Genomic DNA, 16,924 nt, shown 5'->3' with positions numbered 1-16,924 from the left:
ATAAATGGATTTAACCGGCGATCTTTCTTCTCAGCTGGGTACTCCCTCAGTGGATGCCCAAGAAGTATCTAAAATTTTAAACGATGTCTCTTCGATGGACGCTAAAACTCTTTGGACTTCATTAAAGGAATTTATTGTGGATTACGCTCCAAAACTTTTGGTGGCGTTTATTGCCCTTATCATTGGAATTATTTTAATCCGCCTGCTTATGAGCTTTATGCGCAAAACCTTTACCCGCTCCCGTTTGGATCCGGCGCTGCATAAATTTATGCTTTCCATGCTGAGGGTCGCTCTTTACATTGTTCTTGGAATTACGGTAGTCGGACTTTTAGGAGTGCCAATTACCTCCCTGATTACCCTGCTGGGCGTGTTCGGCTTGGCGGTGTCCCTGGCGGTAAAAGACTCTCTTAGCAATCTGGCTGGGGGAATCTCCGTTTTATTTACCAAGCCTTTCTCTTTGGGAGATTATGTAAGTATCGGCGGAAATGAAGGCACAATTAAGGAAATCCGTTTAAACTATACCATCCTGAAAACTTATGACAACAAGCAAATTCACATCCCCAACGGCGATGTGGCCAAAGCGCAGATTGTCAACTTTACCGGCGCGCCTACCCGGCGGCTGGACCTGGAATTTTCTATCGGCTATGAGGATGATATGGACCAGGCAAAAGAGGTGATCTCCAACATTGTATCCAAACATCCCCTGGCCTTGAAAGATCCGGAGCCGGTGGTTCGTGTAATCCGGCATGGGGACAGCGCTATTGTCATTGGCTGCCGCGTATGGGTAAATACTCCGGATTACTGGAATTTAAACTATGATCTTTTAGAGGAGGTCAAACGTCAGTTTGATCAAAAAGGCATCACCATCCCCTATAACCAAATGGAAGTTCATATTACAAAAAATCAGGAATAAACTGTATAAAAACCTTCCTTTATTGGGATACTAACCATGTACCAATAAAGGAGGTTTTTTTATATGTCCAATCTCACATCCAAAGAACTGGCCGCCTTGGAAGACCAGCTTGGAGCGGAACAAACCCTGATTAAAAAATATACGATGTACGCCCAGCTCACATCTGATCCCCAAATTAAAACCCAGTGTGAAAACAATGCGGCGAAACATCAAAATCATTTTAACCGCCTGATCAGTTATCTTAACTAGGAGGTACTTTTATGGCCAACAATCAAAAACAGCCTACAAATCAAACATTTGACGACCGGGAAATAATGAACGATATTCTTACCAGTCAAAAGTTCATTACGGAAACATATAACACCTGCGCAAATGAATGTTCCTCCGCGGCAATGAAAACCGAATTGATGAATATCCTCAACGAAGAGCATCAGATTCAGCACGAAATTTTTGGTGAAATGAGTAAACGCGGCTGGTATCAAACGGACAATGCCCCCCAAAACAAAGTGGACGCCGTAAAACAGAAATATTCCCCTCAGGCCGGGCAGTAACAAAAAAACAAACAACCGCGAAAGCAAACGCTTTCGCGGTTGTTATTACTTAGCCCTCTTTTGTTCCGAAAGTATTACCTTAATTTTTCCTTTTTGGACCAGTTGTACAAACAGATCCGCTAATCGGGGATCAAATTGCTTGCCTGCCTGCTGCTCAATCTCTTTGCAGGCAAACTCCACAGAAAACGCCTCTTTATAGGAACGGGTCGAAGTCATCGCGTCAAAGGCATCCGCCAATGCCAGACAGCGCCCGCCAACAGGAATATCCTCGCCTGCAATCCCCCTGGGATAACCGTGGCCGTCCCACCGTTCATGATGGGCGATGGCCGCTGGGATTACATAATCCAAACTGGGCAGATGGCGGATGATTGCAATCGAATGTTCCACATGAGTTTTCATCAGCTCAAATTCTTCCTGTGTCAATCGGCTCGGCTTAGTCAGAATACTCTCTGGAACCGCAATCTTCCCAATGTCATGCAAAAGCGCCGCTTCATAAATAATTCGTACATGGTCGCTGTTCAAACCCATTTCTGTGGCCAGAATGGTCGCATATTCAGCCACATTCTGGCTGTGACTGAAGGTGTAATGGTCTTTGGCGTCGATGGCCGCCGTCAAGGCGTAAATCGTAGAAGCGTACTCCTCATAATTGCCAGCGGGAAGATTGGTTTCCGCGGTAGTAACCATTCCCCCTTTGGCGCTATCCACCGAATAGGTAAGGATTTTATTTTTGCCGCTGCGCTTGGCATTATAAACCGCCATATCTGCATTTCCCAGTAGCTGCTTCGCATTTTGCGCAGCATAAGGCATTACGCAGATACCCGCACTAAGAGTGAGCGGCTTTAACGCTACGCCGTCGGTAGTAACATTGATCTCAGCAATCTGCTTTTTAATATTGCTCACCAGCTCTACCGTCTGCCTAACATTGTAACCGGGCATGAGGACCGCAAATTCTTTTCCGCTGTATCGAGCGGTAGTCCCATTAAGTCCTACGTACCCCGAAATAATCCTTGCCACATTGCACAGAGCCACATCCCCTTCATGGTTCCCATAGAGCTGGTTATACAGTTTAAAGTCGTCTAAATTTAAAATGGCCAGCGCCAAGGAGGAATCCATACATCTCTTTGCTTCCCGATCAAGAACCTCCATAAAGGATTTGCGGTTTAGAAGCCCTGTAAGATGGTCGGTCCTCGCCTCCTTATACGCCTGCTGATAGAGCTTTGCATTTTTGATGGCAATAGAAGCAATGGCCTGCAAGGAATCCAAAAACGTTAAATCATCGTAACTAAAAGAAACCGATCTGGGCTTCTCTGAAAGCAGTACAATCCCCACTAGCTCATTGTCACATTTCAGCGGGGTAATACACCCGATCTGCAGTTCCCTTAACAGCTGTTTTTCCGCATCCCACATTGATTTATAAACCGTAGTGCGCTGAAATTCTTTTAACACCATGGTTTCATCTTTGTCTTTAAACCAAGTAATACATGGGTTATCCACTGCGATGGTAAAAAACTTTGAATCCAGCGGAGTCGCTGTGCAGACGGTTTTATAACTTGCCCCCGCCTCATCCAGCAGACAGACATAGGCTTTAGGAACTCCTATAACTTCAACAATTTCATTTACCAATTTTGTAAGGATTTCATCCAAATTCAGCAGCTTAGACACATTGTTTCCATAATCCTTCAGCCGCTGGGAGCGATCAAGCTCTTCCCGCAAAAACAAATTATTTAAAATCTTTCGGAGAAGCAGATAACAAGCCATGGTCATACCAGAAAAAATAACTGCAATTACCAAGGTGGTATAACCATCTAAGAAAGGAAAATATTTTACTAAAAGCATTTCTCCCGGGGAAACCAAGTAGGCGCCCAAAACGGTTAAAAGCGCCATAGATGCAATCAGTATAACCCCTTGGTTTACTAAAAGCGTCAATTTAAACAGGCGTTTCTTATACAGTGCCCAAAACATCAAAAGAGCATTGATGATCCCGGACAGCGTATCCCATGGAATAATATTGTTTGGGACAATAGAAACCACATTTCCTACCACTAGAAAAGGCAGCCCAATGAAGATCGGCATCAGCGAAGAAACCACGGCATCATCTTTCTGTATACTTGAGATAACAGAAAATACTGCCGAACCCAAAATACAGATAATCAATAAGGTGGGAATGAAAATCTGCCATTGCATATGGTAAATAAAGATCGTACGACCGTTTTCCAACTTGCTGAGAACCGGCTTTTCCAAAAATACGTCCAAGTAGGTAAGCACCAACATAATAATCGTACATAAAAACCAAACGTTGCGCAGAAAGGTTCCCTTGATTCCAACAAAGCTGCACAAGAAGCTGTAAACAAAAAACGGTGCGGCGAACAAAGCTAAAATCGATATCTCATACCAGAATTTATAGCCAGGATATACCTGCAGCCGCATCAGCATCGATCCGCCGGTCCAAAGAATAAAACACAACAACAGCCCTATAAAAGCATGGATTGTCCGATTTTTTTTGGCTCCCAAAAGAGCAATAGTTAAAAAGGAATAACAACATACTGCCGCAATCGGTACGCTGATATATGGGATTACTGTCATATCTGGCCGTCACCCCACTTTCCCCTGGGCTGCTGCGCATCGAACTTCAGCAATTCCAATAATTCTAACTGGGGAGGATTAATTCTGCGCAGGGATTTCCCGGTCATTTCTTTAAATCCTTTTACCGTACCGCACTTTAAAATAGTGATCTTTAGCGGGTCAATCCCCAGCATTTTTTTCAAATCTTCATAGTCGCTGTCAAAGTATGTAAAATAAACTTCTAAATGCTCTTTGAGCACCCGCACGCTTGTCGCAGTTTTTTCCAGGCTGGCTTCCTCCAGTTCTACATACAAGTGCAGATAAGGACGATCTTTTTCATCATATTCTTTCTTTCCCAGCCAATGAGCGATTTTCAGCCCGGAAATCTCTACCACTTCTGCAATAGAACGCTCCGTAATACGGGTAAAACCGGCAATATCAATCACATCCGGAGTTCTGTCCACAAAAGTAAACAGCGGCAGTCTGGTGCTTTTTCCATTGTCCCCAATTCCAATACAGCGAAATACATCCCCCACACGATACCTGGCGAACGCACCACCCTTTAAAACGGTAATCACCAGCTCATAGTTGTGATGTGGAATAACTTCATTCATTAACAAGGTTCTCGGAACATAGGAGGGGTCTTCTAAATTCCGGTTCATCTCTTCCTCCGGAATAAATTCATAAAAACACGCATCCGGAAAAAACACCATGCCGTTATGGTTCCAAGTTTCCGTTGCAATTAAAGTAGGCTCTGTCCCTGCGCAGATTTCCAGCGCTTTAATTCCCCAAGCCCGCTCCAATCCTGGCTTATAGGAGGCGGTATCCGTCCCCGCGCACACCAAAGATTTTAAATGGAATAAATCCTTAGGTTGTATAGATCTTTCATCTCTGCGGCATTCATAGATAGCCCGCAGGAAACGGAATGCCATCACCGGAGAACATTGAAGCAATTTTTTGATACCGTTCGAGCCGGAGCCTCCAAACATGGAAGCAAAATTTTCCGTAATATAGCTGATTACACTAGAAAGTCCAAAAAACACATCGATTCCCTGAGCCATCCCCATGGAAAATCCTTTTTTGCTTCGCTGGCTGAAGGACATCTTATGCGCTTCTTTCACCGGGGGCAAAAACTTAAAATCAATCTCCTCTTCAAACAACAAAGGGAAAAGCCCGGTTACATAAGGAAGCGGCGCCAGCCCAAACAGCACCTTATCCCCCGAACGTAGGCTGATCTTTCCCCGTCCGTTGCTTGCGGACAGGGTGGAAACCGCCATCAGATTCGTTTTAAAAACATCCAACATCCCGCGAGTATAGGGAGCCGTTTTGATCGGATGTTTTCCTCCCTCCCAGGTGGTCTGCAGCCAGATTACCGGCTCGCAAGGCAGCTGATCGCCGCGCTTCTGGAGCAAAATATCTGCATAATCATCATAAGTAGTAAGTGGCATCAATTTACGAAATTGCTCTACTGTTTCAGGCTGCTTGCCCCCTAACAGCTTTCGGCCCAAGCCGCAGGAAATCCAAACCCGCACCTGCTCTTGCATTAGACGGTTTTGTATTTTCATATATTCGTCTATATCAAGATCCAAAAAGCCGCAATATTCCTGCCATAGCTGGGAATGCTGCTGCTTTTTTAACCTTTGCCCATAATTCATATACGCCGCTCTCCCCCCTGAAAACCACTAGACTTTTCTACATTTTTGTATTATGTCTATCTCTATAATGTCTCAGGCACTTTTGCAAACTGGCACCGCTCGGCACCAAAAAAGGAGTTGTCCGCCGGTATTTCTCATAATTTTCAAACAGTTTTGGAAAAATCACCTTGTCTTGAATACATACATACGCCACATCCAAGGCGGTGAAAGCCAGCCAAGAGTAAAAGAGCCATTTTCCTCCCGCCGCCAGCCAATAAAACAAATAAAATCCACTGAGCCATAGCACCCCTGGGTGCCGGCATAAAGCATATACCCCCTGGGTATATGCCTGATGTGCTCCTCCTTGAACATAAGTCTCTTGAAAGGGCAGAGCAAAAAATAAGGTGTAAACTAAAAGGAATAAGAATAGAAACGCTACTCCCCAGAAAATCACGGTCGTCTGGGTAAGCTCTTTTTTCCCCTCAAAAGCCAACGCAACCGTACTCACGCCTAACAGCACGCAGCCTAAAGCAAAAAACGGCGCAAAATATTTTTTGTGAAGGAGAATTTGATTAAAGTCATACACAAGGAAAATTAAAAAGCTCAAACTACCTAAAACTAACCACCACAAATCGACTTTTTTTCTCCTTTATAGATAATATGCTGCAAATCATTCCATTTATTATAGCAAATTTTGCCGACTCTTTCAATAAATATTCTTTTTTCTTGTTATTTTTATACAAAAGCATGAATGTTTTAAATGAAATTCATAAACTTTACCGAATGAATTGTGTTCCTATCTTTTCTTTAAACTATATATGGAGGTTGCACAAAAATCACTTGGATAATTATAATTAGTCACAAATTTCCATTATCATCATCTTTTCCCTCACTTCGTGTTACTGAAGAAAAAGCAGGCGCATCTTGCCTGCAAGATGCGCCTGCTTTTCTCAATGTTTATGGGTGGAGGACGCAATAAAACCGTCATATAGCCGGTCAATAAACTCAAACGACCGCCCTGTGCCAATAGCCACACACTCTACCGGGTTATCTGCTATCCTTACCGGACATTTGAGCCGTTTGCTTAAATAGGTATCCAATCCATGAAGCAAGGCTCCTCCGCCGGTCATCACCAGCCCATTGGTCTGGATATCCCCCACCAACTCCGGGGGCGTCTTTTCCATCACAGAATGTATTGCGTTGTAAATCTCCAACACATTGTCCAGAAGAGGAGCATACAGTTCCCGTCTGGTAATCATCCTCTTTACCGGAAGCCCCGTGGCCAAATTCCGCCCTTTTACCTCAAAGGAAGCATCCTCTGCCTGGTTATCTATGCTTCCAATAGCAATCTTCATCCTTTCCGCCATTCGTTCTCCAATGAGAATATTGTACGTTCCCCGGACATAACGGATAATTGCCTGGTCAAATTTATCTCCCGCCACTTTTACTGAATTTTTGCATACAATTCCATTTAAGGACAATACTGCGATATCACTGGTGCCTCCGCCAATGTCCAAAATCATATTCCCGTTGGGCGCGGAGATATCAATTCCCGCGCCAATGGCCGCGGCTACCGGCTCTTCAATTAAATAAACGTTTCTAGCTCCCGCTACCACCGCTGCGTCCACCGCCGCCTGTGCTTCCACACCGGTAATCAAGGATGGAACACAAAGAGCTACTCTCGGCTTCATAATATTGGTTTTACAGGATTTGCGGAGAAAGTATTTGATCATCACTTCCGTCATTTTATAATCGGATATCACTCCGTCCTTCAAAGGCCGAATAGCGCTGATATCCGCGGGAGTCTTGCCTATCATCTGATAAGCTTCGTCTCCCACTGTCAAAATTTCATCTGTCCGATTATTTACGGCGACTACAGACGGCTCTCGTAAAACAATCCCCTGATCTCCTATATACACTAATATGCTGGCCGTCCCTAAATCAATTCCGATGTCAACTGATGCCATTCTTTTTCCTCCTGTCCTTTTGCGCCGCCGACAAAAAATTACATGTATCTGAATTATACAGCAGCATGAAAAACTTTTCAACATTCCCCGCTTCCAGCGGCTTTCTTTTCTTTTTTTCTGGTAACCGCCGCAGTGATACAATACACTTCCCGGGCGCCCGCTTTCTTGAGCAGAGCCGCACATCGGTTCAGCGTACTGCCGGTAGTTAGCACATCATCCACTAATAAAACTGTCTTTTCTGAAACGGAAGCGCCCTTTGCCAGTTTAAAAGATATTTTCACATTCTCCTGGCGGGCTTTCAGACTGTGCTGTTCCATCTGAACGTTTCCGCGCCCTGTATTCACCAAAATAGAATCATCCAACAAAATTTCTAGTTTCTGTGCCAGCCGATCCGCCAGAAGCTTGGTTTGGCAAAATCCTCTCTGCTTTCGTTTTGTTTTGTGCATAGGGACGTAAGTGATCAGGTCAATAGGAGTATCCCCATACCGTAAAGAAAATTTCTCCGCCATTAGTTTTGCCAAATAATCCGCATAATAACTTTTGCCCTCATATTTATACCGGTGAATACCATACGCTGCCTCTCTCGTATAAAACAAAGCGGAGGTACATCCATCATAAGCAGTCGGCGCCTGCTGGCACAGACAATCTTCCTCTTGTTTTCCGCAAATTGGGCAAAGTTCTTCCCCAGTATAGGGAATTATGGATACACATTGTTCGCATACATATCCTTCATCTGCAAGCACCTTCCCGCAATAAAAACATTTATGCGGGAAAAGCATCAATAAAATAGTATTCAGCAGCTTATTGTTCATTACATACCTCGTGCAAAAGAGCAATTAAGTTGGAGTACCTGCGTGTTTTTTTATGGCTGTCCACCATTTTGCGTACCGTACCCTCAGTCCCGATAATAATCAGCAGTTTCTTTGCCCGGGTCACCGCTGTGTATAACAGGTTGCGGTAATACATTCGGCTTCGTCCCTCCATCAAAGGCAAAATTACCGCTTCATATTCATTTCCCTGGCTTTTGTGCACGGTAATGGCATAAGCCAGCTCCAGTTCATCCGCCATATCAAAGGAATACTCCGCTACCCTGTCCTCGTCGTAGCGGATTAAAATAGACGAGGAGGGCCGATCGATCAATTCAATCATGCCGATATCCCCGTTAAAAATCCCCATGCCTTCCTCTCCGTCATCCTTGCGCCAGACCAAATCATAGTTGTTTTTAATCTGCATTACCTTATCCCCTTCCCGGAAGATCAGGGAACCAAACGTAAACTCTTTCTTTTTTGGATCCGGAGGATTCAAGGTCGCCTGAAGCACGCGGTTGAGTTCGGTCGTCCCCACCGCGCCTACTCTGGTAGGCGCAATCGCCTGGATATCCCACATGGGCGAATATCCATAACGCGCCGGCAGGCGGCGCGCGCACAGATCGGCCGTAGTACGGGCAATACGGTCGGTATTGTTATCCCCAAGGAAAAAGAAATCATTATCCTTCACATGAAGAGACGGATACTCTCCGGAAACGATAGCGTGGGCATTGGTGACAATAAGGCTTTTGGCCGCCTGGCGAAAAATCTCCGTCAGATGCACCGTCGTAACTACCCCGCTGTCGATCAAATCGCTGAGCACATTTCCTGCGCTCACCGACGGAAGCTGATCCGGATCCCCTACCAAAATCAGACGGCAAGATAGTTTAAGCGCCCGCAAAAGAGATTCGAACAGCAGACAGTCCATCATAGAAGTCTCATCGATAATCACCGCGTCGTAAGGCAGCGGATTGCGCTCGTTTCGCTTGAACTTATGCAGCCCGGAACCATCGGCAAAATCCACTTCCAACAGGCGGTGGACTGTTTTCGCTTCTACTCCGGTAAGTTCGCTCATCCGCTTCGCCGCCCGTCCCGTAGGCGCCGCCAAAGCCACTTTTTCTCCCATCTGCCCCAGCAGATGAATAATTGCGCTGATCGCAGTAGTTTTCCCTGTACCCGGGCCGCCGGTCAAAATCATCATCGGCTGGGTTACCGCGGCTGTAATCGCTTTGCGCTGAAGGCAGGCATACGTAATCGCCTGCCTCTTTTCAAGGCTGTCAATAAAGCTGTCAATCTCCGGGGTCAGCCCGCCCATATAGCTTTGACGCATCAGACCCAGCTTGGAAGCGATATAACATTCAGATTCAAAATATCTGGGAAGGTAGATAAATCTTTTTTCCTCCCCTTCAAATCGGACCACTTCTTCCCGGAAGATCATCTCTTCCAGTACGTCGTCCACATGATAGCTGTCCGTTTCCACCAGCCGGCAGCAGGTTTCACACAGCTTGTCCTGAGGCAGACAGGTATGTCCATTGCCAAGATTGTGGCGAAGCACATGCGTAATAGAAGCGGATATCCGCTCATAGCCGTCCGGGGCAAATCCATTCCTCTGGGCAATGGTATCCGCCATTTCAAATTCTACTCCAACTTCCTCGTCGCACAAACAATAAGGGTTGGAGACAATCATCTCCTGGGCCATGGGACCAAACTTTTTCCATGCCTTGATGGCGAAGGGCGCAGGCACCCCATACTGGGTAAGGTAGGTCATAACCGAGCGAATACCAAATAGCTTTCTATATTCAATAGAGATCTCTTCCGCTTTTTTCGCTGAAATCCCGGGAATTTTGGCAAGAGACGATGGATTTTGCTCAATTACGGCAAGGGTTTCATCCCCAAACTTATCCACCAGGCGTTTAGCAATAGCCGGACCGATCCCTTTGATTACTCCGGAAGCAAGATAAGTCCCGATTGCTGCCGCGGTTGCCGGCAAAGAACGCTCATACGTCTGCGCTTTCATCTGAAAACCGTATTTTGCATGGGTGGTATAGCTTCCGGTAACCTCCAATTGTTCTCCCGGACCGATATCAGAAAATTCTCCAACCACCGTCACCAGCTCTTCCCCAGTATTTAATTCCAAGACAGTAAAACCGCTGTCTCCATTATGGTACACAACGGTTTCCACACTGCCCTGTATTTTATATAACTGATTTGGCTCCATAAAAATTTTCACGTCCAAAAATGCTGTTATTTTATAATTATACCCTATAACCGGATTGATGTAAATATTTACCCGTCTATCAACTGCTGTAGCTGCTGAGGGCTTCCCACAAACTTCGCGTTCATATCCCGCGCCAGATCCACTGCCTGACGCTGGTGATCCTCTTCCAGCCCGCAGTCGTAAATAACATAGATATTTCCAGCCGGATTGCTTTCCCACTGGTAACAGGTATGGATAAAGGAAAATTGTCTCTCCGCCTGAGGGCCGCCCACTGGGAATACCCGGTATACCTTCGTTTTTCGGCGGCCATAGTGGACGAAAATCCAGGAAACTGTCTGTACGAACCCCACGCAGGAAAGGATCGCTAAAAGTATCCAAATAATCGTATTCATAAATTTATCACCTCAATGCATCCTATGCGCTGAGGTGATAAAATGTTTATATATTAGCCGATTTGTGCAAGCAATTGCTGGATTTTATCTGTTTTTTCCCATTTTACTCCCAACTCTTCCCTGCCCATATGTCCATATGCGGCAAGCTGGCGGTAGATCGGTTTTCTCAAATCTAGCTCCCGGATAATCGCCGCCGGACGCAGATCAAATACATTTCCCACCGCCTGAGCCAATTTTTCATCTCCCACTTTTCCGGTGCCAAAGGTATCCACATTGATAGAAACCGGCCGGGCCACTCCAATTGCATAAGCAACCTGTACCTCGCAGCGCTTGGCCAGCCCAGCGGCCACAATATTTTTCGCTACATATCTGGCGGCGTACGCGGCGCTGCGGTCCACTTTAGTGGGGTCCTTTCCGGAGAAAGCTCCGCCTCCGTGACGGCCAAAGCCGCCATAGGTATCTACAATAATCTTGCGCCCGGTAAGGCCGCTGTCCCCCTGAGGTCCGCCAATGACAAAACGTCCGGTGGGGTTTACAAAGATCTTGGTCTCCTCGTCCATAAGCTTAGCGGGGATGACCGGCCGGATCACATTTTCTATGATATCCCGTCTTATTTGTTCCAACGGAACTTCCGGAGAGTGTTGGTTGGAAATAACCACGGCCTCTATGCGCGCGGGAACATCGTTTTCATATTCTACTGTCACCTGGGTTTTTCCATCTGGGCGAAGATAAGATAACGTCCCGTCCTTTCTTACCTGCGCCAAACGCTTAGACAGCTTATGGGCCAACGAGATAGGCATAGGCATCAATTCCGGCGTGTCATCGCAGGCATACCCAAACATCATCCCCTGGTCCCCGGCGCCGGTGGTGTCCGCTTCGTCCTCGCTGGCTTTCTTTTTTTCCAGCGCGTCGTTTACTCCTAAGGCAATGTCGCTGGACTGCTCGTCAATACTGGTCAGCACCGAGCAGGTGGACGCGTCAAAACCATATTTTGCCCGGTCGTAGCCGATCTCTTGAATTACCTTGCGAGCAATGGAAGGGATGTCCACATAACAAGAGGTGGTAATCTCCCCCATAAGCATTACCATGCCGGTGGTAACGGCGGTTTCACAGGCCACTCTGCCCTGAGGGTCCTGCGCAAGGATCGCATCCAATACCGCGTCGGAAATCTGGTCGCAAATCTTATCCGGATGTCCTTCTGTCACTGATTCTGATGTGAATAAATATTTTTTCACTCCGATCTCTTCCTTTCTATTACAACACTTCTCTAAAGCAATTAAAAAGCGAGCTGGACGAACGCCCAACTCGCTTATGCGTTCCTCATCTCTCGGTTCATACCGCAGGATTTGGCACCTTACATCCATAAATGCAGGTTGCCGGGCTTCACAGGGCCTGTCCCTCCGCCGCTCTTCATAAGGGGGTAACTCTATATTCAGTTAACATCTAATATTGTACAAAATACGACACCGCTTGTCAAGACCTTAGGCGGCAAAGCCGCCTTTTTCCTCCAAGTGAACCAATCTGCCCAGGGGTTTATATACAAAATAGGTTATTACCGCATTGATCGTTGCTTTGAGCAGATTAAAAGGAATAATGACCGGTACCAGCATATCAATTACCACATCAACAGGGGTTCCCATAAAGATAGGGGTGAACACCAGATTGCATCCAACCATTACCGTAGTCATCACTAAAACGCCGCATACCAGCGCTATCAATGCTCCCTGACGAGTATGATTGCGCTTATAGATATTCCCGGCAAGCAAAGAAAAGCTGCCGGTCGCCAGGAAATGCATCACAATCCCGATAGGGCCGCTTAATGCGCTGACAGTCGTTCCCTGAATAATACTCACTACCAAAGTAAGCCCCAGTCCGGACATGGGACCAAACAAAAAGGTACAGATAAAGATCGGGATATCCGCCGGATCGTACTCCAAAAACGCCGCTGAAGGAAACAGCGGGAAATGGATGAGCGCCACCAGAACAATGGATAAGGCGGCCAGCAGAGCCATGGTTGTGAGTTTTCTTGTTGCCTGAGAAGCTTTCATAAAATTACCTCCTGTACTGAGGTCTGCCTGGGGAAAACATAAAACCCCTGAACTTTTATGTTCAGGGGCGCTACCGCTGCTGTCGGGAAACCCGTGCAAACAACCTCGCATGTTTCTTCCATCCGGACTGTAACCGTTGGTCTGGGAATTTCACCCAGTCAATCGGCCTTAGCCGATTCGCGGACTTTACCGCCAGTGAGGACTTGCACCTCGCCCTGAAACAGACGTTGTTAAATTTTATTACCGTTATTATATGCTCGTTCCCATGAGAAGTCAACTATTCTTGAAAACAAAAAGACAGAGAACAAAAAGTTCTCTGTCTTTTATGAATAATATTAAAAATTATTCGTTAATTTTGATAACAACGCCGGAACCTACAGTACGTCCACCTTCACGGATAGCGAAACGAAGACCTTCTTCGATCGCAATCGGGGTGATCAGTTCAACGTCCATTTCAACGTTATCACCAGGCATACACATTTCAATACCTTCCGGCAGGGAAACAACACCAGTAACGTCGGTGGTTCTGAAATAGAACTGAGGTCTGTAGTTGTTGAAGAACGGAGTATGACGGCCGCCTTCTTCTTTTTTCAGGATATATACCTGACCACGGAATTTGGTGTGCGGATGAATGGAGCCTGGTTTACAAAGAACCTGGCCACGTTCGATTTCTGTTCTCTGGATACCACGGAGCAGAGCACCAATATTATCGCCCGCTTCAGCGTAGTCAAGAATTTTTCTGAACATTTCGATACCGGTAACAACGGTTTTCTTCTTCTCGTCAGACAAACCAACGATTTCAACTTCATCGCCAGTGTTCAGCTGTCCACGTTCAACACGGCCGGTAGCAACGGTACCACGACCGGTGATGGTGAATACATCTTCTACAGGCATCAGGAACGGCAGATCCGCTTTTCTTTCCGGAGTCGGGATATATTCATCAACCGCATCCATCAGTTCAATGATAGGAGCATAAGCAGGATTGCTCAAATCGTCTGGAGCTTCCAGCGCCTGAAGAGCAGAACCTTTAATAATCGGAATATCATCGCCAGGGAAGTCGTAGCTGGAGAGCAGCTCACGAATTTCCATTTCAACCAGTTCCAACAGTTCCGGATCATCCACCTGGTCTGCTTTGTTCATGAATACTACGATATAAGGTACGCCTACCTGACGGGAGAGCAGGATGTGTTCACGGGTCTGAGGCATCGGGCCGTCAGCCGCAGAAACAACCAGAATAGCACCGTCCATCTGAGCAGCACCAGTGATCATGTTTTTAACATAGTCAGCATGTCCCGGGCAGTCAACATGGGCGTAATGACGCTTGTCAGTTTCATACTCAACGTGAGCGGTATTGATAGTAATACCACGTTCTCTTTCTTCCGGAGCTTTATCGATCATATCGTAAGCGGTATACTGTGCCTGGCCTTTCATGCCGAGGGTTTTGGTGATCGCAGCGGTAAGAGTGGTTTTACCATGGTCAACGTGTCCGATAGTACCGATGTTAACATGGGGCTTATTTCTTTCAAATTTTGCTTTTGCCATCGAATTTTCCTCCCTTTATTTAAGAAATTAATAAATTATAAGGATAAGTTCTGTTACAATTTGTATTCTAACAAGTTGTAATCGAAATTGCAAGAGATAATGCACAAACTATTCTGCTTTTTTACCTCTGTTGCTGATAATTCCTTCAGAAATAGACTTGGGAACCTCAATATAATGGCTGGGTTCCATTGTATACTGGCCACGGCCCTGGGTTTTCGAACGCAGGTCGTTGGAGTAACCGAACATTTCCGACAGAGGAACAAACGCTCTGATCTCCTGGGCGCCGAATACGGCTTCCATTCCTTGAATCTGTCCGCGGCGGCTGTTCAAATCGCCGATGACATCTCCCATATAATCTTCCGGTGTATTTACTACCACCTTCATGATCGGTTCCAGGATGACAGGATCCGCTTTTCTCATCGCTTCTTTAAAAGCCATGGAAGCAGCGATCTTAAACGCCATTTCAGAGGAGTCAACCTCATGATAAGAGCCGTCGTACAAAGTAACTTTTACATCAACTACCGGATAGCCAGCCAGAACACCAGCCTGCATTGCACCCTGGATACCCTGGTCGACAGGGCCGATATATTCCTTGGGAATAGCGCCGCCCACGATAGCGTTAATAAATTCGTATCCCTTGCCGCTCTCGTTAGGTTCAATTTTGATCTTAACGTGACCGTACTGGCCTTTACCGCCTGACTGACGGGCATATTTGTGATCCACGTCGGCCAGCTTACGAATGGTTTCCTTGTACGCAACCTGAGGTTTACCAACGTTTGCTTCTACCTTAAACTCACGGAACAAACGGTCAACGATAATCTCCAGATGCAATTCGCCCATACCGGCAATAATGGTTTGTCCGGTTTCCTGATCGGTGTAGGTTTTGAAAGTAGGATCTTCTTCTGCCAGCTTGGACAGCCCGATCGCCATTTTCTCCTGACCAGCCTTGGTTTTTGGTTCAATTGCCAGGTCGATAACGGGTTCCGGGAACTCCATGGCGTCAAGAACGATCTCATGTTTGGGATCGCACAAAGTATCGCCGGTAGTCGTATTTTTCAGGCCTACCGCAGCAGCGATGTCTCCCGCGTAACAGGTTTCCAAATCCTTACGATGATTTGCATGCATCTGCAGGATACGTCCCATACGTTCAGAGCTCTGCTTATTGGAGTTGTATACTGTGGAACCTGCGTTAACAGTGCCAGAGTATACTCTAAAGAAGCACAGTTTACCTACATATGGGTCAGTAGCAATTTTGAACGCCAGAGCTGCAAACGGAGCATTGTCCGCAGAGGCTCTGTGCTCTTCCTCACCGGTGTCCGGATTTATACCCTTGATATCCGCTACATCCGTAGGTGCCGGCATATAATCGACGATTGCGTCCAAAAGTTTCTGTACGCCTTTATTTTTATAGGATGTGCCGCAGGTAACGGGAACCATCTCATTGGCCAATGTCGCCTTACGGATGCAGCGTTTGATCTCCTCAATGGTGATCTCTTCGCCTTCCAGGTACTTGGTCATGATCTCCTCGTCCTGCTCAGAAACTGCTTCTAGCAGTTTTTCGTGATATTCGTTGGCTTTGTCTACCATGTCTTCCGGAATATCCTCTACTCGGACATCTTTACCGATATCGTCGTAGTAGACGTACGCTTTCATCTCTACCAGATCGATAACCCCTTTAAAGAAGGTCTCCGCACCGATAGGAAGCTGGATAGGAACGGCGTTACATTTCAGTCTGCCATGCATCATATCGATAACATGGTAGAAATCCGCGCCCATAATATCCATCTTATTGACATAAGCCATCCGAGGAACATGGTATTTGTTTGCCTGACGCCAAACAGTTTCAGACTGTGGCTCAACACCGCCCTTGGCACAGAAAACAGTTACCGAACCGTCGAGCACTTTTAAGGAACGCTCAACTTCTACAGTAAAGTCAACGTGACCTGGGGTGTCGATAATATTGATACGATGGCCCTTCCAGTAAGCGGTAGTAGCGGCAGAGGTAATGGTAATACCTCTTTCCTGCTCCTGCGCCATCCAGTCCATTGTAGCCGTACCTTCATGAGTTTCACCAATTTTATGGTTGATGCCTGTATAGTACAGGATACGCTCCGTAGTTGTGGTTTTGCCGGCATCAATGTGGGCCATTATGCCTATATTACGGGTTAATTCCAAAGAGACGTCTCTTGGCATAGTGTCCTCCCTTTAATCGCTTTTCCGACGCCGGATCAGCTTGGGCTGACGCCGCCGGTAGACAAAATTTCATTAGAATTTGATGGACTTTTTTACAA

At 46.3% G+C, this 16,924-nt stretch carries 13 protein-coding genes and 2 riboswitches; of the genes, 3 read left to right on the top strand and 10 right to left on the bottom strand.

The features are described from left to right. The first annotated feature begins 4 nt into the window (after positions 1-4). From H8705_RS02465 to H8705_RS02455, 3 genes are all read left to right on the top strand, one after another. Positions 5-913, top strand: a complete 909-nt coding sequence (locus H8705_RS02465) for a mechanosensitive ion channel family protein (protein ID WP_262394279.1) — start codon at positions 5-7, stop codon at positions 911-913. Positions 914-976: 63 nt separating this feature from the next. Then, positions 977-1,162, top strand: a complete 186-nt coding sequence (locus H8705_RS02460; protein WP_262394278.1) for a spore coat protein — start codon at positions 977-979, stop codon at positions 1,160-1,162. Positions 1,163-1,173: 11 nt separating this feature from the next. Next, positions 1,174-1,464, top strand: coding sequence for a spore coat protein (locus tag H8705_RS02455; RefSeq protein ID WP_262394277.1), 291 nt, complete (start codon positions 1,174-1,176; stop codon positions 1,462-1,464). Between the two features lie 45 nt (positions 1,465-1,509). Here the strand turns inward: H8705_RS02455 and H8705_RS02450 are convergent, their stop codons facing one another. The 10 genes from H8705_RS02450 to fusA form a co-directional block, all read right to left on the bottom strand. After that, positions 1,510-4,047 carry an HD domain-containing phosphohydrolase gene (locus tag H8705_RS02450; RefSeq protein WP_262394276.1) on the bottom strand — a complete coding sequence of 846 codons (2,538 nt, stop codon included), beginning with the start codon at positions 4,045-4,047 and terminating at the stop codon, positions 1,510-1,512. Then, a complete protein-coding gene (locus tag H8705_RS02445) occupies positions 4,044-5,681 on the bottom strand; it encodes a GH3 auxin-responsive promoter family protein (protein WP_262394275.1) in 1,638 nt (545 codons plus the stop codon). The genes H8705_RS02450 and H8705_RS02445 overlap by 4 nt, the downstream gene beginning before the upstream one ends. A 929-nt stretch (positions 5,682-6,610) precedes the next feature. Further along, positions 6,611-7,627: a rod shape-determining protein gene (gene mreB / locus H8705_RS02440; RefSeq protein WP_262394274.1), complete on the bottom strand. Its 1,017-nt coding sequence runs from the start codon at positions 7,625-7,627 to the stop codon at positions 6,611-6,613. 77 nt (positions 7,628-7,704) lie between these two features. Beyond that, positions 7,705-8,439 carry a ComF family protein gene (locus H8705_RS02435; RefSeq protein ID WP_262394273.1) on the bottom strand — a complete coding sequence of 245 codons (735 nt, stop codon included), beginning with the start codon at positions 8,437-8,439 and terminating at the stop codon, positions 7,705-7,707. Continuing rightward, on the bottom strand, positions 8,429-10,651 hold the full coding sequence (recD2, locus tag H8705_RS02430) for an SF1B family DNA helicase RecD2 (RefSeq protein ID WP_262394272.1): 2,223 nt from the start codon (positions 10,649-10,651) through the stop codon (positions 8,429-8,431). The genes H8705_RS02435 and recD2 overlap by 11 nt, the downstream gene beginning before the upstream one ends. A gap of 68 nt (positions 10,652-10,719) precedes the next feature. Next, positions 10,720-11,043, bottom strand: coding sequence for a hypothetical protein (locus H8705_RS02425; RefSeq protein ID WP_262394271.1), 324 nt, complete (start codon positions 11,041-11,043; stop codon positions 10,720-10,722). Positions 11,044-11,096: 53 nt separating this feature from the next. Further along, entirely contained in the window at positions 11,097-12,278 is a 1,182-nt protein-coding gene (metK, locus tag H8705_RS02420; protein ID WP_262394270.1) for a methionine adenosyltransferase, read from the bottom strand. A gap of 82 nt (positions 12,279-12,360) precedes the next feature. Next, a riboswitch (SAM riboswitch) is annotated at positions 12,361-12,462 on the bottom strand. A 62-nt stretch (positions 12,463-12,524) separates the two neighbouring features. Further along, complete coding sequence (locus tag H8705_RS02415; RefSeq protein WP_262394269.1) at positions 12,525-13,091, bottom strand: ECF transporter S component; 567 nt, start codon at positions 13,089-13,091, stop codon at positions 12,525-12,527. Between the two features lie 106 nt (positions 13,092-13,197). Next, positions 13,198-13,318, bottom strand: a riboswitch (FMN riboswitch). A gap of 115 nt (positions 13,319-13,433) precedes the next feature. Next, positions 13,434-14,633 carry an elongation factor Tu gene (gene tuf, locus H8705_RS02410; protein WP_262394268.1) on the bottom strand — a complete coding sequence of 400 codons (1,200 nt, stop codon included), beginning with the start codon at positions 14,631-14,633 and terminating at the stop codon, positions 13,434-13,436. A 108-nt stretch (positions 14,634-14,741) separates the two neighbouring features. Beyond that, a complete protein-coding gene (fusA, locus tag H8705_RS02405; RefSeq protein ID WP_262394267.1) occupies positions 14,742-16,826 on the bottom strand; it encodes an elongation factor G in 2,085 nt (694 codons plus the stop codon). Positions 16,827-16,924 lie beyond the last annotated feature (98 nt).

The sequence above is a fragment of the Youxingia wuxianensis genome, assembly GCF_014385085.1.
Taxonomy (GTDB): domain Bacteria; phylum Bacillota; class Clostridia; order Oscillospirales; family Ruminococcaceae; genus Youxingia; species Youxingia wuxianensis.
This window is presented reverse-complemented; position numbering and strand designations above follow the sequence as displayed.